The organism is Streptomyces ossamyceticus (assembly GCF_001418475.1).
GTDB lineage: Bacteria > Actinomycetota > Actinomycetes > Streptomycetales > Streptomycetaceae > Streptomyces > Streptomyces ossamyceticus.
On the sequence record NZ_LIQX01000429.1, the window covers coordinates 485 to 17,586 of the forward strand.

The window sequence follows — 17,102 nt, forward strand, 5'->3', positions numbered from 1 at the left end:
GCAGGTCTCCGGCGGGACGTTATCGGCGGCTCTGCCTGGGCATCATCATCCGTGAACCGCAGTCGTGGCCGGCTCATCGGCCTGCCCATCCGAGGAGGGACACTTCGATGGGGGAGAAGGTCGTGGCGGGGTCGTTCGGCCTGTCCGACCGTCAGCTCTACCGCGACAAGCTGCGGCAGTGTCTGGCGGGACTGGAGCGCCTGCTGGAGGAGAAGCGGTTCGATCGCCCCAAGAACCTGATGGGTGTGGAGATCGAGCTGAACCTCGTCGGGGCGGACGGTCTGCCGAGAATGATGAATGCGCAAGTACTCGAACGGATTGCGAGCCGAGATTTCCAAACAGAACTCGCCATGTTCAATCTGGAAGTCAACATCGCTCCACACCGGCTGGGCGGCCGGGTATTCGACCAGCTTTCCGAGGAGCTGCGTACGTCCCTGGCGTACGCCGACCGGAAGGCCGGGGAGGTGGATGCCGGCATCGTGATGATCGGCATTCTGCCGACGCTCGGCCGGGACGATCTGGTCTCGTCCAACCTCTCCGCGGGCGACCGCTACACCTTGCTCAACGATCAGATCGTCGCCGCGCGGGGCGAGGACTTCACACTCGACATCGAGGGTGTGGAGCGGCTCGTGTGCACCTCGAAGTCGATCGCGCCCGAGGCCGCCTGCACCTCCGTGCAGTTGCACCTCCAGGTCACCCCAGAGCGCTTCGCGGACGTGTGGAACGCGGCCCAGGCGGTCACGGCGGCGCAGGTCGCCATCGGCGCCAACGCGCCGTTCCTGTTCGGGCACGAGCTGTGGCGTGAGTCGAGGCCGCCGCTGTTCCAGCAGTCCACGGACACCAGGCCGCCGGAGCTCCAGGCCCAGGGGGTGCGGCCGCGCACCTGGTTCGGGGAGCGGTGGATCTCCTCGGCGTACGACCTCTTCGAGGAGAACCTGCGCTTCTTCCCGGCGCTGCTGCCCATCTGTGACGACGAGGATCCGCTCGGCGTCCTCGACGCGGGCGGCGTGCCGAAGCTCGCGGAGCTGACTCTGCACAACGGCACGGTCTACCGCTGGAACCGGCCGGTGTACGGCATCGCCGACGGGGTCCCGCATCTGCGGGTCGAGAACCGGGTGCTGCCCGCCGGTCCCACCATCACCGACGTGATCGCCAACGCGGCCTTCTACTACGGGGTCGTTCGCGCTCTCGCCGAGGAGTCGCGGCCCGTGTGGACGCGGATGCCGTTCGAGACCGCGGCCGCGAACTTCGACGAGGCGTGCCGGCACGGCATCGACGCGCAGTTGCAGTGGCCGCGCCGGGGCCGGTACGGCGGGGTGGGTCCGGTGGACGCCGTCAACCTCGTACGGGAGGAGCTGCTGCCGCTCGCCGAGGCGGGGCTCGACGCGTGGGGTGTCGAGCCGGTCGACCGGGACTTCTACCTCGGGGTGATCGAGGAACGCTGCCGGCGGCGGGTCAACGGGGCGTCCTGGCAGGTCGAAACGTTCCACCAGGGCTTGGACAAGGGCCTCGGGCGGGACGCGGCGCTGGCCGCCACCACACGGAGGTACTGCGAGCTGATGCACGCCGGGGAGCCGGTCCACACATGGCCGGTGGGGCTGCCGGAGCCGGTGCCGATGGGCTGAGGAGCCGGGCCCCGCCGCCAGCTCCGCCGGTGTCCCGAGCCCTGAACGTACGCCCCTGGGAAGATCCGTGGCGCCGCAGGCGATGATGGTCCTTCGGTGGGAACGGACCAGTGGAGGCGTGGGTGCGGGGTCAGGCGGAGTCGGTGGACGGTGCGTGGCCGGGGGAGCGGCCGACCCGGCGGATACTCAGGGACGAGACGCTGCTCGTGCTGGGTCTCTCGCTCGGCGCGAGCGGGGTGTCCGCGCTGATCAGCTTCATCGGTTCGGTCACCAAGCCGGGCGGGCTGAAGGACCAGGCGGCCACCATGAACGCGTCGGCGGCGCCCGGCCGTCCCTGGCTCGACCTCGCGTGGCAGTTGTTCGGGATCACGACGGCCCTGGTGCCGGTGGCGTTGGTGGCGCACCTGCTGATGAGGGAGGGCGCGGGGCTGCGGACGCTCGGGTTCGACCGTACGAAGCCATGGTTCGACCTCGCCCGGGGGGCGGCGATCGCCGCGGTGATCGGCAGTACGGGCATCGCCTTCTATCTGGCAGCCCGTGGCCTCGGCTTCAACCTCACCGTGGTGCCGGAGGCGCTGCCCGAGGTGTGGTGGAAGTACCCGGTGCTGATCCTCTCCGCGATCCAGAACGCGGTCCTCGAAGAGGTGATCGTGGTCGGGTATCTGCTGCGCCGGCTCCAGCAACTGGGCTGGTCGCCGGGAGGCGCGCTGGCCGCCAGTTCGGTGCTGCGCGGCTCGTACCACCTCTACCAGGGCATCGGCGGGTTCGTCGGCAACATGGTGATGGGCGTGGTCTTCGTCTACCTGTATCGGCGGTGGGGCCGTGTCGGCCCGCTGGTCGTGGCGCACTCGCTGCTCGACATCGGGGCGTTCGTCGGATACGGGCTGCTCGCCGGCAAGGTGGGGTGGCTGCCGACGCCTTGACGGGCGAGGGCGCCGTGACCAGGGCGCGGGCAGGGGCGTACGGCGGATTGCGTACGCCCCTGTGGTGTTCCTGCGTCGCTGTGGTGTTCGTGTGCCCTGTGGTGTGTCGTCAGGGTGGTGTGTCGTCAGGCCAGCAGTTCGCCGTCGATCACCGTGATCGCTCGGCCGCTCAGGAGGGTGCGGTCGCCGCGGAGCTCCGTGCGGACGTGGCCCGAGCGGGCGGAGGCCTGGAGGCCGGTGAGGGCGGGGCTGCCGAGGCGCCCGGACCAGAACGGGGCGAGGGCGGTGTGGGCGCTGCCGGTGACCGGGTCCTCGTCGATGCCGACGTTGGGGAAGAAGCAGCGCGAGACGTAGTCGTGGCCGGCGGAGGGGTCCTCGGCGCGGGCGGTGGCGATGACGCCGCGCCGGGAGTGCCGGCCGAGGGCCCTCAGGTCGGGGGCGAGGCCGCGGACCGTCTTCTCGTCGGCCAGCTCCACCAGCAGGTCTCCGACCTGGGGGCCGGTGTCGAGCACGGTGAGCGGTTCGGCGCCCAGAGCCTCGGCGAGGCCGTCCGGGGCGGTGACCGGGGTGAGGGGCGCGGTCGGGAAGTCGAGCGTGAGGGAGCCGTCCGGCCGGGGTGTCGCGGTGAGGACGCCGCTGCGGGTGGCGAACCGTACCGGGCCCTCGTGCGAGCCCGTGGAGGCCAGCACGTGCGCGGTGGCCAGCGTGGCGTGGCCGCACATGTCCACCTCCGTGACGGGTGTGAACCAGCGCAGCGCCCAGTCGGCCTCGCCGTCTTCGGGGAGCGGGTGCGCGAAGGCGGTCTCGGCGTGGTTGACCTCCCGGGCGACGTTCTGGAGCCAGGCGTCGTCGGGGAAGGAGTCGAGGAGGAGGACACCGGCAGGGTTGCCGTGGAAGGGGCGGTCGGTGAAGGCGTCGACGATATGAATACGCATGGGACGACGCTAGAGGGCCGATGGAAGCGCGGGCCAAGGCCAATCCACGGGCACTGGACCGATCACCGGATCCGACGATCGGGGCGCCCTCACCCCAGTGACTCCACGACGCGGTCGAGGGTCCGGCGCCCCAGTCCGCTCATCGCCGGGTTGCTGTCGACGTAGTACCAGACCAGGCCCATCGCCTGTTGGAACGCCCACGCCTTGCCGCGCTCCCACTCCAGGTCGTCGCAGCCCAGTGTCCGCCGGAACGTGTCCCGCGGGCTCCGCCGCAGCAGGTGCCAGGCGCTCACCAGATCCAGCGCGGGGTCGGCGGGGCCGAAGCCGCCCGTGTCGAGTACGCCGGCGAGGCGGTCTCCCGCGACCAGGACGTTGCCGGGGATCAGGTCGCCGTGGCTCATCACGTCGGGACCCGTGCGGGGCAGCTCCCGGAAGTGGCTCCACGCCTGGCGCAGCGGGGCCACGTCGAGCAGTCCCTCGCTCTCCGCGAAACACTGCGCCATCCAGTCGTCGTGGTCGGTGAGGACACCGCCACGGCCCTCGCCGCTGAAGCGCCGCCCCCGCGTCTCCGCCTTCCGGAGGGCCGCGATGAAGGCCCCTAGGTCCTCGGCGAACGCCTCCGAGCCGCTCGGATCGGCATCGAAGGCGACCGTTCCCGGTATCCAGGTCTGGATCGACCATGGCATGGGGTATCCCCCTCCCGGTTTTCCCAGGGCGACGGGTTCCGGGGCGGGGAGCCGGGACACCTGTGCCAGCTCGGCGCTCGCCCGTGCCTCCCGTTCCAGGACCGCCGACGCCTCCGCGACATCGGACGGACGCAGGGGGAGGCGCGCGGAGAGGTCGTCCCCGATGCGGAAGATCGCGTTGACCGTCCCCGTGGACGACACGGGGTGCATCGGCATGCCGCTCCACTGCGGGAACTGATCGCGGATCAAGGTCGCAACGATGTCGGTGGTCACGTCCAGTTGGTCGTCGTGCACGGCCGTCTCTCTCGGGGCTGCGGTGAGGGCGGCCAGTATTCCTGCGCCAGGGCCGGGACCGCCGAGATTTTTCGGCCGCCCCGCTGCCTCGACCGGTGGGGGACGGGTCCTGAGACTTTCAGCGAGAGTTGTCACTCAGCAATGCCTTTAGCTGGGAACTTGTCAGGAATTTTCAGTGGTACCTGGCACCGATTGACAAGGTGATTTGGCGCGTTAGCGCACCTTTAGTCTTGTTGTCGCATAAATAAATTAATGCGACAATGGTGAAGAATGCTTTTGCTCTTCTGTTTGCGATGGAGTTGAGCATGCACCCGGTGGCGGCGCGTACGGCAGGCCCGAACGCGGTCGTGAGCCCTCTGTGGTCTCATTCCTGCGGTTGGGATGAGCTGGCGATTGTCCGTTCAGATATCGCGTCGCGGCAGGGTGAACTGGCGCTGGGTCCTGGGCGGGAAGGGCGGTGGACGACCTCGTGGCGTACCGCCCATGGGGAGGTCGTCGCCCCGGTCGATGCGGTGAAGACGCTTCCCCTGGCGGGGATGCGTCCCTGGCGAACTTTCAGTTGGCGAACGGAGCAGCGTCACCGTCCGGGACTTGAGCCTGTTGTCGCTACTGGGCGTCGACATGCATTCGAGTCGCTGATGGAGGACGAGTTGCTGGTTGCGCTCGACTTCGCTGGGGGCCTATTGGAACTCCTGTCTCAACCCTTCTTGCTCCGCTTCCAAGCGGAAGGCCGCTTGCGGGAACACGTCCCTGACTTCCTTGCTGTTACACGAGGTGGCCACTGGGTGATCGATGTCCATCGAGCAGACCGTACGGATGAGGACGACCTGCTGCGCTTCGCTGCGACACAGGAGGTCGCCATCGAGGTGGGATGGCGATACGCCGTTGTGACCGGGTGGCGACCGCACGTGGCTGCGAACCTCGATACGTTGTACTCCCGGCGCCGTTCGATGACGGATCCGCTGCGTCTGATTCCGCAATTGTTGGACGCAGTTCAAACTGCGGGTGGTCCTGTTGCTTTCCGTACCCTGGCTATGCAGAGCGGGATCGAGGCGTTGGCGCGCGCGGTCCTGATTCACTTGTTGTGGCATCGCCGCCTCAGCGTTGATCTGTCGCAACCGCTTTGCGACAAGAGCCAGGTGTGGCCCGTCGAATCCGTGAAGGGTTACGCATGAGTGCCGTCGAACTCCTTGAATTGGCTGTGGGTGAAGTCCTCGTCATGGATCAGTCCGAATGGCGCGTGGACGTTCTTGAACCCCACTATGGCCGGGCGGTGCTGACCTCACACACCGGGGAGCGGTTGACCACCTCCTTTCGGATGCTCGCCAACCACCCGAACTGCCGACGCTCAACTGCTGGAACTGTGACGCCGGCCGCTCTCCGGGGACGCCAGCCGAAAGCTCTCAGCGATCTGGAACCGGATCGGGTCAAACTCCTGCGTGTACGGCAGGAACATCTACTCGAAGTCGAGACCGGCTTCCGCAGCGGGGATCCACTTGCGGCTCGTCCCGGAGAGCCGCGGCCCCAGTACGACCCCGACCGCACTACCGTCAGCGAACGTCGCTGGGCCAAGGTCGCGGAACTGAGAGCGATGGATCCGGTACATGCCGAAGCCTTGGCCCTCGACCAGGTCAGCTATCGGACGCTGATCCGTTGGGAGTCGGGACGCCGGGCAGACCCGGTGATGGGTTGCGCGGACAACCGTTGGACGCCGAGAACCCGTGGGCATCCAAGTATCACGGAGACGATTCGCGAGGCGATCTTGGTGGTGCGCGAGGAGACTCGACATCGCTCCAAGATCACGATGAAGGCGAGAGCCGATCTCATCCGGCAGTACGTCCTGGAGAAGTACGGTGAAGCGGCGGCAGCCGAGGTGCCCAGCTACGGCACGCTCCGTGTCGTCTGGATGGAGTGGTTCGGCACAGGGCGCGCCCGGCAGAAGTACGACCGCTCCGCAGCACTGGAGACCAGTGGGCAGCGCGTGGTGGTCCAGCGACCCGGTCAGGTGGTTGCCCTGGACACGACCATCCTGCCGGTGCTCGTTCGTGAGTCCGTGTTCGACGACCCGGTCGCGGTCCACCTCACTCTGGCAATGGACGTATACACACACTCGCTCCTTGCCTTCAGGCTCACGCTGGTGTCGGACACCTCGACGGATGTGGCCATGGTGCTCCGGGACGTCATGTCACCGTTGCCCATGCGCCCTGACTGGGGTGACGACATGGAGTGGCCCTACCCCGGCGTGCCAGCCGCGCTGGTGGCGGAGTTCGCGGGGCATAAAGTCGCCGCCCTGCCGTTCTTCGCACCGGAGACGGTGACCACCGATCACGGCAGCGTCTACCGCAATTACCACCTCATCGACGTTCAGCAGACCCTCAACATCCGCATTCTTCCAGCGCGCATCCTGAGGCCGACAGACAAGTCGGCTGTGGAGCGCGCGTTCGGTGCCATCAGGACTCTGCTGTTTGAATATCTACCAGGCTATGTCGGAGTTGACGTCGCCGATCGGGGAGCCGACCCCGACGGCGATGCTGCGCTGACGGTTGACCAGATGGAACACCTGCTCGCGACCTGGATCGTGAAGATCTGGCAGAACCGCAGGCTGGGTGGACACGCGCCTTGCTGGGATCCGGTCGGCGATCACAGTCCCAACACTCTTTTCGCTGCGGCCATGGTCCAGTGCGGATGGGACATGGAGATCCCGTCCCCGAATCTGTACTACAAGATTCTCCCGCGGCACGTGGTCGTCATCCACGGCGAGCGGGGAGTGAAGATCCGAGGACTCTGGTACAACGGCGACGCTTTGGACCCATACCGGCATCAGCGATCCGGTCAGGGCGGACGGCGCCGGGACCGCTGGCACATCCACCACGATCCCCGCGACGCCCGAATGGTGTTCTTCCAGGACCCCCGCACCCATGACTGGCACACCTTGCGCTGGACCGGGCTACCGCCGGAAGGGGAAATTCCGAGTTTCAGCGACGCTCGCGTCCAGGAACTTCTCACCGCCGCGAACCAGTGCGGGCTGAGGCCCAAGACTGATCAGGAACTGCTCCCCTTGCTGCTTGAGCTGTTGGCAGCCCATGTCCCCATCGCCCAGTGGCCGAGTCGAATGCCGAAGGGGCGACGCAAGGAACGTGCACGAGAGATCGCCCAGGGTAGGGCCGCCGCCGCAGACCGCCCGGATGCCGTCGATCCTCCGCCCACACCTGTGTCTTGGAGCGACCGTGTGCGCGAGACAGAGAAGGCCATTGACATGGAGCGCCGGCGCAGACGTGAGGACGCCGTGTCCTCATCACCCGGACGTCCTCAGCCGCTTGGCGCGTCTGACCGGCGCCTGGCTCTTTCACTGATTCCGGATGAGGAAGACGTGCAAGACGATCCATCGTAGAGCGTCTCCTACCCAGTAAGGAGCCGGTACAGTGGCAGCTATCTCCCCCTCCCCCAACTCAGGCGTTTCCTCTTCTGATTTCGTTCTGCCGGATGAGCCCCCTGACCGAGAGACGGCTGAAGGATGGGCTCAGTGGCGACGCTCTCGGAGGTCTTTTGTCGCGGCCCCGTTCCTGGATCTCAGGACCTACCGTGCGTTGAGTCCTCGTGACAAGGCATTTCACGACCTGCACAGGCGCGCCACTCATGCCAACTTGCCTATGCTGGAAACGCCGATGAGTGCCACAGTCTCCCGGCTCCTGCATTCGCGCATGCAGACCAACTCTCTGAACGCTGGACCTTCGACTCGTCCTGGAGTAATGATCAACGGGGGTGGAAATCAGGGGAAGACCGAGACCACTGCGGAGGCCGCAGCCTCCTTTGAGGAAATGTGGCTGCACCTACGACAACGCTGTGATCCGGAGCCCCTGCCGGGAGTGCGTGATGTGCGATGCACGGTCGCCTATGTGCAGACACCGGTCAAGGCGACCCCGAAGGCCACCTGTGAGTCGATCTTGGACTTTTTCGGGGACCACATCAGCAGAAGTGCGACACTGACCCAATTGATTCGGCAAGTGCGGACATCGCTGAGAGATCACCGCACCCGCGTTTTGATCTTGGATGACATTACCCGTCTCAGGATGCACAGGGTTGACGACCAGGACACCCTCGACCTGCTGCGTTCTTTGATGAGCATGCGCGTTACGCTCATTCTGGTCGGAGTCGGTATTCCCAAATCTGGCTTGCTTCGCGGAGCGCAGCGAGACGCAACTGGTCAGTGGGCTTTTGAACCGTACGCTCTTGACGCTGATTGGGCTGACGATGAGACGACCCAGACGGAGCGCCGGTTTGACCTCGCCGATCTCGAGCCGTTCCGTTATGGAACTGCCGAGGACATCGCGCACTTCGTCACCCACCTCGCGGGACTGGAAGGTCAGCTCCGACTCTTCAACGCCCGTCCAGGAATGTTGACCGGAGGCATCATGCCTGAGTACGTCTATCGCCGAACTGGCGGCGTCGTCGGTTACATCGAGCGTCTCATAGGCGACGGAGCGGCTCTTGCCATGGATACCGGGACCGAGGAGATCAATGAGGGAGTTCTTGACCGAGTCCTCATCCGCGCCGGCGGCCCAAGGCGGGATGCAGCCTCGGGGGAGGAGGGCGAGGTGCCACCGCAACCGGCTTCCATGAAAGGTAGACGCAAGCCACGAAATAAGGTCCTCGATGACCCGGGAGTTCCTGCATCGAGTACGGCTGTCACCTGAAGCGCGAGGTGAATCGTGGGAATCATCAGACCGCTGGGCCGTAGCCTAACTCCTCTGCCGGATGAATCCGCAGCCGGTTTCCTCATGCGGCTTTCCTGTCGACTGGAGACGTCACCGGCAGAAATCGCGATCGCCACAGGGTTGGTCACTCCGGCAAGGGCACGTAATCCGCTACCCCAAGTGCTTCGGCCTCCTGATGGCGTCATCGAACTATTTGCGCGCCGGATCAGGAGTACGGAAGAGGAATCGGCTGGAATGTTCCTGACGACCTTTGCGGAGAGATATCCTCCTGCATCCAATCTTCCGCGCACCTATCGCACCAGCATGGGCAGCAGGCACAACCGATGGCTGTTCCTCAACGCAAGCAGGTTCTGTCCGGTGTGCCTTGCTGGGGACGGATCGCCCGTGCAGCGCGCCTTTGGAGGGGCGTGGAAACGTACTTGGCGTCTGCCTCCTGTTTTCGCGTGCCTTGTGCACCATCGTTACCTTGCACATGAGTGTCCGGCATGCCATGTGTCCGCACTCTCCACTAATCCAGGCACTGTACGTGGATCGTTGCCCCGTTGGCGGGACTCGGGCATACATCCTGCACGCTGTCGCTCTACGAACGAAGAGGGCGGTGTGCGTCGGCGATCCACACCGGAGATGGGCTGTCCTGCGCGATTTGACCAGGTAAGCCCGCCGTCAATCGTTCCGAGCGTACACATGGAGCAATTGCAAGATCGGCTTCTCGCACTTCTCTCACCTGACGGTCCGGATTTCGTCGATATCCTTGGGCGTATAACCCCGGTGGCCCACTACTTCAGTGATCTGAGGGTCCTGTGTCATCTCTTCCGGACTAGCTGGCCCGCTTGCCTTGAATTCGTACCTGACCGGCAACTCAAGGAGGCAGCCGCAGTATGTGAACTTGCCGCGGGGGACTCGCCCAGGTCGTCCACTCTGCGGATTGTTCATGATTCTCCGCCACTTGCGGCTATTCCATGTGCGGCTCTTCTGGCGGGCGCGGACAGTTTGCTTCGCTCCAGTCGGCCACGTGAACTCGGAACCTATGTGAAAGAGTTGCTGTCTCTTGATCCTCGCCGTCCTGGAAAGGCGGACTGGAGCCGTGACTTTCTCGAAACCAGGCCAGCATGCTCGGATGGGCTGCTTCGCGCTCTTGCGCCGGTGCTTCAGACGTATGCGCGGAGCAGGCTGCCGAGAGCCGTGAAAAAACCTATTCGAAAAGTCTCATATAGAGTCGATAACATTCCTCAGTTTCTGCAGTGTGACTGGTATGAAAACTTTTTTGGGGGTATGGATGGTATTGCTGTATCTGCAATCCGTCGGACTGCGGCACTTCGGCTATGTCAAATTGCAGTGGGCGGATCGCTGCACAATGCGGCCAGTATGCTCGACTTTCCGTTGACCGCGGAGGGGAAACATAGAGCGGCAGACGGTGCCAAGCGTGTGCATCAGTGGGCACGCCAGCGCCCTGATCCTGGGGAGTTTGAGGAAGCGGTTCATTCGCTTGCGGACTATCTCGACCAGTGCGACTCGCTGATCGACTATCGCCGCCGCCGCAATGCCTTGCGTAACTGGTGCATACCGGAAAACGTTTGGCGTGAGATCGCGTCGCGTATCCCTGAACCGGAAAACGCCGGGCACCGTCCCGAACTGGGCGAACGCAAGCGACAGACGGCTTCCATCGTGGTCTGGGCGAGGCTCAGTGAGGGCGAGCATGTCTTCGCTCCGCATCCCATACGAGACCGACAGGACCCCAAGAACCGTAATGCCTGGCGGCTGAGTGACTATGCATTCTGGGCCAGGATTGAGCAGGGTAATACGCGGCAAGTTGATGATCAACTCCTCGCGCTTTTGGATCAATATATCGCTCACCTTGCGCCCATCATCGACCTTGAGGGAGAGGTGCCGAAAGGGTCCTCGCCATGGTCGTGATCTGGTAGCGTCCGATTAAATCGAAAGATGTGAGCAGTGGCAGCTCACCGGGACTTGACCCTCCGGCGTCAGCAGAGTGGGTGAAACTACGACTGACTCATTGCGCCCGCGGGCCCTGCGAGCGTCCAGTGCAGATCGCCGGACGCCGAATTCAGACCCCAGGAAACAAGGATCCCAGCAGTGGTCAACCGCCCAAGAATGTCGCTGAATGCTGAGACGGTCAGACCGCACTTATACGCTACCCTAAGGATACTGAGCTTGAACTCGGGTTGTCGTAGCTGCTGACAGGGCTTGATCCTCGCGGTACGCCGTTGTTATGAGGTATGCGCAGGGCGGCGGGCTGACGGATGAACGTCGGGAGTTCCGTGAGGGCATCCGGATGATGGCGGCCGAGCGGTTCGCCGTGGGCGAGCCGCGTTCGGCGATCGCGAAGGAGTTACGGGTCAGTGTCCGCTCGGTGCAGCGGTGGCGGCGGGCCTGGGACAGAGGCGGCCTGCGGGCTGTGCGGTCGGCGGGTTCGGCCTCGCTTCCCAGGCTGAGCGAGGCCCAGTTCGCCATACTCGAAACCGAGTTGGCCAAGGGACCGGTAGCGCACGGCTGGCCCGATCAGCGGTGGACGTTGGCGCGGGTCAAGACCGTGATCGGACGACGCTTCCACAAGAGCTACACCCTCCAGGGCGTGCGCAAGCTGCTGCTCCGGCATGGCTTCTCCTGCCAGGTGCCGGCCAGACGGGCAGTGGAGCGCGATGAGGAGGCGATCTGCGGCTGGGTGAAGGAGACCTGGCCGCAGGCGGAAGCACCGCGGCGGCGCTCGGGGCATGGATCGTCTTCGAGGACGAGGCCGGCTTCTCGATGACGCCGCCGACCGCACGCACCTGGGCCCGCCGGGGGCACACGCCCGTCATCCGGGTCCGCGGACGCACCTCCCGCCAGCTCTCCGTCGCCGCCCTGGCCTGCTACAGATCAGGTGAACGGCCCCGCTTGATCTACCGGCCCAGACGGCACAGCCATCGGCGCGGCGACCGCAGGAGCTTCGCCTGGAGCGACTACCGCGACCTGCTGATCGCCGCCCACCGCCAGCTCGGTGCCCCCATCGTCCTCATCTGGGACAACCTCGGCACCCACGTGTGTGCGGACATGCGGGCGTTCATCGATGGCCAGGACTGGCTCACCGTCTTCCAGTTGCCCGCCTACGCGCCCGAGCTCAACCCGGTCGAAGGCGTTTGGTCGCTGCTGCGACGCGGCTACACCGCCAACGTCGCCTTCACCAACCCAGACCACCTCATCCGCACCGTCCGCGAGGGCCTCCGCAAGATCCAGTACCGCCCCACTCTCCTCGACGGCTGCCTCGCAGAAACCGGACTCGCTCTCCGGCCCAGATAACTCACCCCGACACCACGAGTTCAAGCTCAGTAAATGCCGACCTTCTCGCGGAGAGTGGACCGGGCGCGCTTCCCCGGCCCGGCGAAGTACTTGTCAACCTCTCGAGGCGTCAGCCGCCACGGCAGCGTGCCGTAATACTCGCAGACCTCGATCACCGGCTTGATCAAGCCGGTGATCGAGGTCGGTGCCAATCCCGCCGCGTCTCGGGCCCACTGGTACCGAGAGCGTGTCGACGAAGAAGCTCTCCTCGTCATAGGCCGACACCCGCGCCTGCCGACGGCGCTGGAGGGTGATGACGTCCGCCAGGCCGGTCTCGACCGACACCGCCGCGGGATCCAACACCGTCGCTGGATCCGCTGGCGGGCGGACCGGCGTAAGTACGCGGTTTTCGGGATCTGACACGAAGCCGCAGATTGTGGCGATCCCTCACAAATTCTGCGAGTCACTGTCGAGATCCCACACGAACGAGTGGCAGGCATCAACAGGATCGTGGCCTGCTGAAATGCCGCTTCGGTCCATCAGACGGGGCCGAACGCGCCGCGCGGTCATCGACAACGGCGACTTCGAGCGGTACTGGCGCTACTTCACCGAACTCGACCACCTGCACACCCACGCCGTCCGCTACCAGGGGCAACTCGCCCTCGCGGCGTGACCGCAGCCACCACCCATCACTCAAGAAGCAACGCACCCCGCAGCAGCACCCTGGGGCCGACAGCAACTTCCGTGTCACCTGGTACATCAGCGGGACAATCACCCGGGGCATGGTTCCATCGAGCCCTCGGCTACCACCAGACCCCTGCGAACTGCAGCGACGCGTTCCTGAACGGCACACGATCCGGAGGGACCCGCCGATCATCAACCCTGCAGTTCATCGGCTGTCCAGGGTGTCCGCGCCCAAGTAGGTCGGGTGCCGTGCTGGTCTGTAGGGCCCTTGACATGCGCATCCACCCGCTTCCACACTTCTAAATGAACGTTTAGTAGATGTGCGGGAAGGTCAGGTTCACCCATGCCCCAAACCCAGGAATCACCCTGCGTCGACACCGTCGACGAGGTGATCGCCGAGCAGCAGGAAATCTTTCTGAAGCGCCAGCCGCGCAGCGCGGAGCTGGTCGAGGAAGCGAGCCGGTACCTCGCCGGAGGCGCGACGTCGAGCTGGCAGATCGCCAAGCCGCAGGCGGTCTGGATGAGCCACGGCGCCGGGTCGAAGGTGTACGACGTCGACGGCAACGAGTACGTGGACATGCACGGCGGCTACGGCGCGTCGATCGCCGGCCACGCGCACCCGGCCATCGTCGCGGCGGTCTCCGACCGGGTCCGCCGAGGCACCCACTTCGCCCAGCCGACCGAGGACGCCATCTGGGTCGGCCGGGAACTGTCGCGCCGCTTCGGCCTCCCGCTGTGGCGCTTCGGCAACTCCGGCACCGAGTCCACCATGGACGCGATCCATCTGATGCGTGCCGTGACCGGCCGGGACATGTACCTGAAGCTGGAGGGCGGGTACCACGGCCATCACGACTCGGTGCAGGTCTCGGTAATGCCCGCCGCCGAAGAGATCGGCAGCCGTGAGCGCCCGAACCGCGTGACCGCGAATGGCGGCATTCCGCGGGCGATCACCGATCTGGCCGTGATCGTCCCCTTCAACGACCTGTCCGCGGTCGAGCGGGCACTCGTCGAGCACCGTGGCCGGATCGCCGGCATGATCCTTGAGCCGGTCATGATGAACGCGGGCATCATCCCTCCCGACCCGGGCTACCTGGACGGCCTGCGCACCCTGCTCCACCGGCACGGCGCACTGCTGACCTTCGACGAGGTCAAGACCGGATTCACCACCGGACCCGGCGGGGCGACGGCCCGCTACGGCGTCGTACCGGACATCGTGTGCCTGGCCAAGGCCCTGGGCGGCGGCATCTCGGTCGCCGCGATCGGCGGTACCACCGAGGTCATGGGCGCGATCGTGGACGGCCGTTACGAGCAGGTCGGCACCTTCAACGGCAACCCCCTGGCCATGGCCGCCGCCCGCGCCACCCTCGCCGAGGTGCTGACCGACGAGACGTACGCCCGCCTCGACCGTCTCGCCTCCTCTCTGCAACAGCAGATGGAGCGGACCGTCGCGGACGCGGGTGTGCGGTGGAACGTCGTCAGTGTCGGCGCGAAGGGATGCGTCATCTTCAAGCCGGAGCGGGTCCGTGACTTCCGTGACTTCCTCGGCGTCGACGACCGCTACAGCCACGCGCACTGGCTGGTGCAGCACAACGGAGGGGCGTTCCTGCCCCCGTGGGGCAAGGTCGAGCAGTGGCTGCTGTCGGCGCAGCACGACCAGGCGGACATCGATCTGTTCGCGCGGAACTTCCGCACCTTCGTGGCGGCGGTGTCGCGCTGAGCGCTCCGCTGCGCGGTTCGGCGCGCCCCTTCAGGGCGCTGTCGAATCCCAGCCGATCCCAGCCGATCTCGCCCGACCCGCCGAGTCCTGCGGTCACCCACTTCCCGACGAGGAACGGACGGGAGAACCATGAGCAGTGCGCAGTCCACCGCCCGGCCCGCCACGCCGCCCGGCACCAAGCCACCGACCGACGCCCCACGCGACGCGCTGCGTACCAGCGGCCTGCGCGCCATCCTCGCGCCGCGGTCGGTCGCGCTGGTCGGCGCGTCACGGCGCAACCTCCAACTTGTCGCCAACGTCCGACGGGGCACGGCCGAAGCCGTAGGGATCCATCCGAGCAACCCCGAAGTGGCCGGACTGCCGTGTGTCCCGTCGCTGTCGGCGTTGCCGGCACCACCCGAACTCGCGGTGCTCGCTGTCGGCCCGGCGGCCATCGCGGCGAGTATGCGGGACGCTCTCGCGCTCGGCGTGCGGTCGTTCGTGGTCCCCGGCCTCGGTGTCGAATCCGGAGCCGACGGCCCGGCCGCCGTACGGGAGTTGCACCGGATCGCCGAGGACTCCCAAGCCGCGGTCCTCGGCCCCAACTGCATGGGCTCCGCCAGCCCGGATTCGCCCTCGGCCTGGCTCGGAACCATCCCCGCGTCCTTCCTGCCGGGGTCGGTGGCGATGGTGAGCCAGTCGGGATCCATAGCCGACGCGTTCCTCGCGCTCGGCCCGCGCTACGGCTTCAGCGGCGTCGTCTCCTGCGGCGCGGAACTGAACCGTGACGCCGCGGACTGGGTCGCCCACTTCGCGGCCGATCCGGCGACCAGGGTGATCGGGCTGTTCCTGGAGACGGTGCGGCGGCCCCACGCGTTCCGTCGAGCCCTGCGCGTCGCGGCCGAGGCGGGCAAGCCCGTGGTGTGCCTGAAGATCGGGCGCAGCGAACAGGCCCGTCGCGCCGCCCTCGCGCACACCGGCGCGATCGTCGGGTCGCACGCGGCCTTCTCCGCCGTGCTGCGCTCCCACGGTGTCCTCCAGGTGGACGACCTGCCGGAGATGATCGAACTCCTCGGCGTGTTCTCGACCGCACGCAGGCCCACCGGAGGAAGGATCGGCGCGGTCACCGAGTCCGGAGCCGAAGCGGCCCTGCTGGGTGACCACGCCGAGCGCAACGGGCTGACCTTTCCCGCTCTCCCGGAATCGATCCAGCGGCGACTGCGCGCCGACCATCCGCTGCTGCCGACGGACAACCCGCTGGACCCGTGGGCGATCGCCGAACCGGTGGCCGCGTTCTCGACCGCGATCGAAGCACTGGCCGACGCCGGCGCGTACGACCTCCTGATCGGGCAGGTCGACCTCTCGCGCCACCGGGGCGAGACCGAGCAGACGTGGTGCGGCGCGGTCGTACGCGCCTTGGCCGAGGCGGGCCGTCGTACGAACACCTTCACCGCGGTGACGACGGTGCATCACACTGACCCTCCCGAAGCCCTCGCCCGCTACGCAGCCGAGCATGACGTCTGCCTGCTCAAGGGCATCGGACCAGGCCTGACTGCCATCGCCCGAGCCGCCACCTGGTCCGCAGGAGCGGTCCTGCCGGACGCGGCGGTGTCACCTCCTCGCGCCGCCGACATCGCCGGCGGACTGGCCGGGCTGCCCGGGGGGCCGCTCTCCGAGTTCGACTCCTCGGCCCTGCTGGAACGGGGCGGCGTCGCCTTCGCCCGGCGCCTGATCGCCGAGTCGCCCGACGAAGCCGTCGAGGCGGCGAGGACGCTCGGGTTCCCGGTGGTCGTCAAGACGGACGGCCCGGCCCACAAGGCACGCGAGGGTGGCGTCCTGCTCAACCTGAACGGCCCCGAAGCGGTGTCCCACGCCGCGACGCGACTGGCCGGCCGCGTGCTCGTGGCCGAACAGGTCGCCCCAGGCCTTGAGGTGTTCTGCGGCATGGTGCGCGATCCGGTCTGGGGGCCGGTCTACGCCCTGGGCCGTGGCGGCACCCAGGTCGAGAGCACCACACCGGTCACCTTCGTCGGCCCTCTCACCCCCGAGCTGGTGCGGCTCATGATCAGCCGGGCCGGGCTCGAGACATGGCAGTCACCGTTGGCCGTAGCGCTGCTGGCCATGGATGCCCTGGCGCGCGACGCGCCACGCATCGGCGAGATGGACATCAACCCCGTCGTCTGCGCTCCGGACGGCGCGGCCCGAGCGGTCGACGCACTGGTCGTGCTGACGGCCGACGCTTCCCCTGACGAGGACTCACCATGACCG

At 66.5% G+C, this 17,102-nt stretch carries 12 protein-coding genes and 2 pseudogenes; 11 read left to right on the forward strand and 3 right to left on the reverse strand.

Features of this window, described 5'->3' with window-relative positions; all coding sequences use genetic code 11:
• Positions 1-107: 107 nt before the first annotated feature.
• Together AOK15_RS28235 and AOK15_RS28240 are read left to right on the forward strand one after the other, a co-directional pair.
• On the forward strand, positions 108-1,625 hold the full coding sequence (locus AOK15_RS28235) for a glutamate-cysteine ligase family protein (RefSeq protein ID WP_055521179.1): 1,518 nt from the start codon (positions 108-110) through the stop codon (positions 1,623-1,625).
• 122 nt (positions 1,626-1,747) lie between these two features.
• The gene (locus AOK15_RS28240; protein WP_055521192.1) at positions 1,748-2,548 is read left to right on the forward strand and encodes a CPBP family intramembrane glutamic endopeptidase; all 801 of its coding nucleotides are present in this window, start codon (positions 1,748-1,750) and stop codon (positions 2,546-2,548) included.
• Positions 2,549-2,673: 125 nt separating this feature from the next.
• Here AOK15_RS28240 and AOK15_RS28245 read toward each other — a convergent pair whose 3' ends face one another.
• Both AOK15_RS28245 and AOK15_RS28250 read right to left on the reverse strand, forming a co-directional pair.
• Complete coding sequence (locus AOK15_RS28245) at positions 2,674-3,483, reverse strand: PhzF family phenazine biosynthesis protein (RefSeq protein ID WP_055521180.1); 810 nt, start codon at positions 3,481-3,483, stop codon at positions 2,674-2,676.
• Between the two features lie 89 nt (positions 3,484-3,572).
• On the reverse strand, positions 3,573-4,463 hold the full coding sequence (locus tag AOK15_RS28250; protein ID WP_055521181.1) for an aminoglycoside phosphotransferase family protein: 891 nt from the start codon (positions 4,461-4,463) through the stop codon (positions 3,573-3,575).
• A 260-nt stretch (positions 4,464-4,723) separates the two neighbouring features.
• On the opposite strand from AOK15_RS28250, the gene AOK15_RS28255 reads away from it, so the two are divergent.
• From AOK15_RS28255 to AOK15_RS48905, 6 genes and pseudogenes are all read left to right on the forward strand, one after another.
• The gene (locus AOK15_RS28255) at positions 4,724-5,638 is read left to right on the forward strand and encodes a TnsA-like heteromeric transposase endonuclease subunit (protein ID WP_240508622.1); all 915 of its coding nucleotides are present in this window, start codon (positions 4,724-4,726) and stop codon (positions 5,636-5,638) included.
• On the forward strand, positions 5,635-7,854 hold the full coding sequence (locus AOK15_RS28260) for a transposase (protein WP_055521182.1): 2,220 nt from the start codon (positions 5,635-5,637) through the stop codon (positions 7,852-7,854). Before AOK15_RS28255 ends, AOK15_RS28260 begins: the two co-directional genes overlap by 4 nt.
• 310 nt (positions 7,855-8,164) lie before the next feature.
• On the forward strand, positions 8,165-9,157 hold the full coding sequence (locus tag AOK15_RS28265; RefSeq protein WP_276206233.1) for an AAA family ATPase: 993 nt from the start codon (positions 8,165-8,167) through the stop codon (positions 9,155-9,157).
• Positions 9,158-9,172: 15 nt separating this feature from the next.
• Positions 9,173-9,634: pseudogene (locus AOK15_RS48900) on the forward strand (TniQ family protein); the annotation flags it as partial.
• Between the two features lie 909 nt (positions 9,635-10,543).
• Positions 10,544-11,092 carry a hypothetical protein gene (locus tag AOK15_RS47350; RefSeq protein WP_240508623.1) on the forward strand — a complete coding sequence of 183 codons (549 nt, stop codon included), beginning with the start codon at positions 10,544-10,546 and terminating at the stop codon, positions 11,090-11,092.
• A 316-nt stretch (positions 11,093-11,408) separates the two neighbouring features.
• Positions 11,409-12,475, forward strand: a protein-coding gene (locus AOK15_RS48905) for an IS630 family transposase (protein ID WP_420876982.1) whose coding sequence is annotated in 2 segments (ribosomal slippage) — positions 11,409-11,852 and positions 11,855-12,475 — 1,065 coding nt in all. Because the reading frame shifts where the segments join, the coding sequence is not laid out codon by codon here.
• Between the two features lie 38 nt (positions 12,476-12,513).
• Here AOK15_RS48905 and AOK15_RS48610 read toward each other — a convergent pair.
• A pseudogene (locus AOK15_RS48610) lies at positions 12,514-12,814 on the reverse strand (site-specific integrase); the annotation flags it as partial.
• Positions 12,815-12,977: 163 nt separating this feature from the next.
• Here AOK15_RS48610 and AOK15_RS45240 point away from each other — a divergent pair.
• The 3 genes from AOK15_RS45240 to AOK15_RS28285 all read left to right on the forward strand — a co-directional run bounded on the left by AOK15_RS45240 (position 12,978) and on the right by AOK15_RS28285 (position 17,099).
• A complete protein-coding gene (locus tag AOK15_RS45240) occupies positions 12,978-13,127 on the forward strand; it encodes a hypothetical protein (RefSeq protein ID WP_157870392.1) in 150 nt (49 codons plus the stop codon).
• 354 nt (positions 13,128-13,481) lie between these two features.
• Positions 13,482-14,855, forward strand: a complete 1,374-nt coding sequence (locus tag AOK15_RS28280; RefSeq protein ID WP_055521185.1) for an aspartate aminotransferase family protein — start codon at positions 13,482-13,484, stop codon at positions 14,853-14,855.
• Positions 14,856-14,984: 129 nt separating this feature from the next.
• A complete protein-coding gene (locus AOK15_RS28285; protein WP_055521186.1) occupies positions 14,985-17,099 on the forward strand; it encodes an acetate--CoA ligase family protein in 2,115 nt (704 codons plus the stop codon).
• Positions 17,100-17,102 lie beyond the last annotated feature (3 nt).

What these genes read in the sequence shown, in the direction of transcription:
- AOK15_RS28265 (WP_276206233.1), top strand. Translation starts at nt 8,165, where the DNA reads ATGCAGACCAACTCTCTGAACGCTGGACCTTCGACTCGTCCTGGAGTA.
- AOK15_RS28235 (WP_055521179.1), top strand. Translation starts at nt 108, where the DNA reads ATGGGGGAGAAGGTCGTGGCGGGGTCGTTCGGCCTGTCCGACCGTCAG.
- AOK15_RS28255 (WP_240508622.1), top strand. Translation starts at nt 4,724, where the DNA reads ATGGTGAAGAATGCTTTTGCTCTTCTGTTTGCGATGGAGTTGAGCATG.
- AOK15_RS28260 (WP_055521182.1), top strand. Translation starts at nt 5,635, where the DNA reads ATGAGTGCCGTCGAACTCCTTGAATTGGCTGTGGGTGAAGTCCTCGTC.
- AOK15_RS45240 (WP_157870392.1), top strand. Translation starts at nt 12,978, where the DNA reads ATGCCGCTTCGGTCCATCAGACGGGGCCGAACGCGCCGCGCGGTCATC.
- AOK15_RS28245 (WP_055521180.1), bottom strand. Translation starts at nt 3,483, where the DNA reads ATGCGTATTCATATCGTCGACGCCTTCACCGACCGCCCCTTCCACGGC.
- AOK15_RS28280 (WP_055521185.1), top strand. Translation starts at nt 13,482, where the DNA reads ATGCCCCAAACCCAGGAATCACCCTGCGTCGACACCGTCGACGAGGTG.
- AOK15_RS47350 (WP_240508623.1), top strand. Translation starts at nt 10,544, where the DNA reads ATGCTCGACTTTCCGTTGACCGCGGAGGGGAAACATAGAGCGGCAGAC.
- AOK15_RS28285 (WP_055521186.1), top strand. Translation starts at nt 14,985, where the DNA reads ATGAGCAGTGCGCAGTCCACCGCCCGGCCCGCCACGCCGCCCGGCACC.